The sequence below is a fragment of the Oligella sp. HMSC05A10 genome, from assembly GCF_001808335.1.
Classification (GTDB): domain Bacteria; phylum Pseudomonadota; class Gammaproteobacteria; order Burkholderiales; family Burkholderiaceae_B; genus Oligella; species Oligella urethralis.
In genome coordinates, this window is sequence record NZ_KV792916.1 from 1 (window position 1) to 525 (window position 525).

1 protein-coding gene is annotated in these 525 nt (G+C 41.7%); it reads left to right on the forward strand.

Annotated features, from left to right (window positions below; translation table 11 throughout):
- Positions 1 to 97 precede the first annotated feature (97 nt).
- The gene (locus tag HMPREF3144_RS11680; protein WP_156099023.1) at positions 98 to 256 is read left to right on the forward strand and encodes a hypothetical protein; all 159 of its coding nucleotides are present in this window, start codon (positions 98 to 100) and stop codon (positions 254 to 256) included.
- Positions 257 to 525 lie beyond the last annotated feature (269 nt).

Below are 525 nucleotides of genomic sequence, written 5' to 3' on the forward strand. Positions count from 1 at the left end.
TTAGGAAGTTTGAGGGGTTATTGCAAAGGTCTCCTACTAATTAAATTAGTAGCTGCTAATTAGTTGGTTTAACCAAGGAGAACAAGGAACATCTGCCATGAAAAATTTAACTATTGATGAATTTAAAGAATTAATTACTCAAAATACGTGGATTCATGAAATGAGTATCGATTCTAACGAGATTTTTGAGGGTATTGTTGAAGGTGGTGCAACGCATCGTGCCGGACCAGGGGAACAGAGACGAGCCATTAACTAGTGGCGTACTGGATCTAAGCGAGGTAGGGCGGTGGCGCTTTCGTGAGCGCTAAACTAAATCATCAATACTCTTCACGTTTGGACTATCGACCCAAGACGGTAAACGGCGATCTTGGGGTACGACGGCAGTTTCTGAATTCGAGTCGCTTTTAGTTTTAGTTGTGGGGTTTTGACGCTCTACTGTGGGCGTGATTTAGGCTCTGATTTTATATTTTTCAAAAATTCATCAACATTCCTGAACCTACCCCATTCTTAACACTGCCCGAAAGT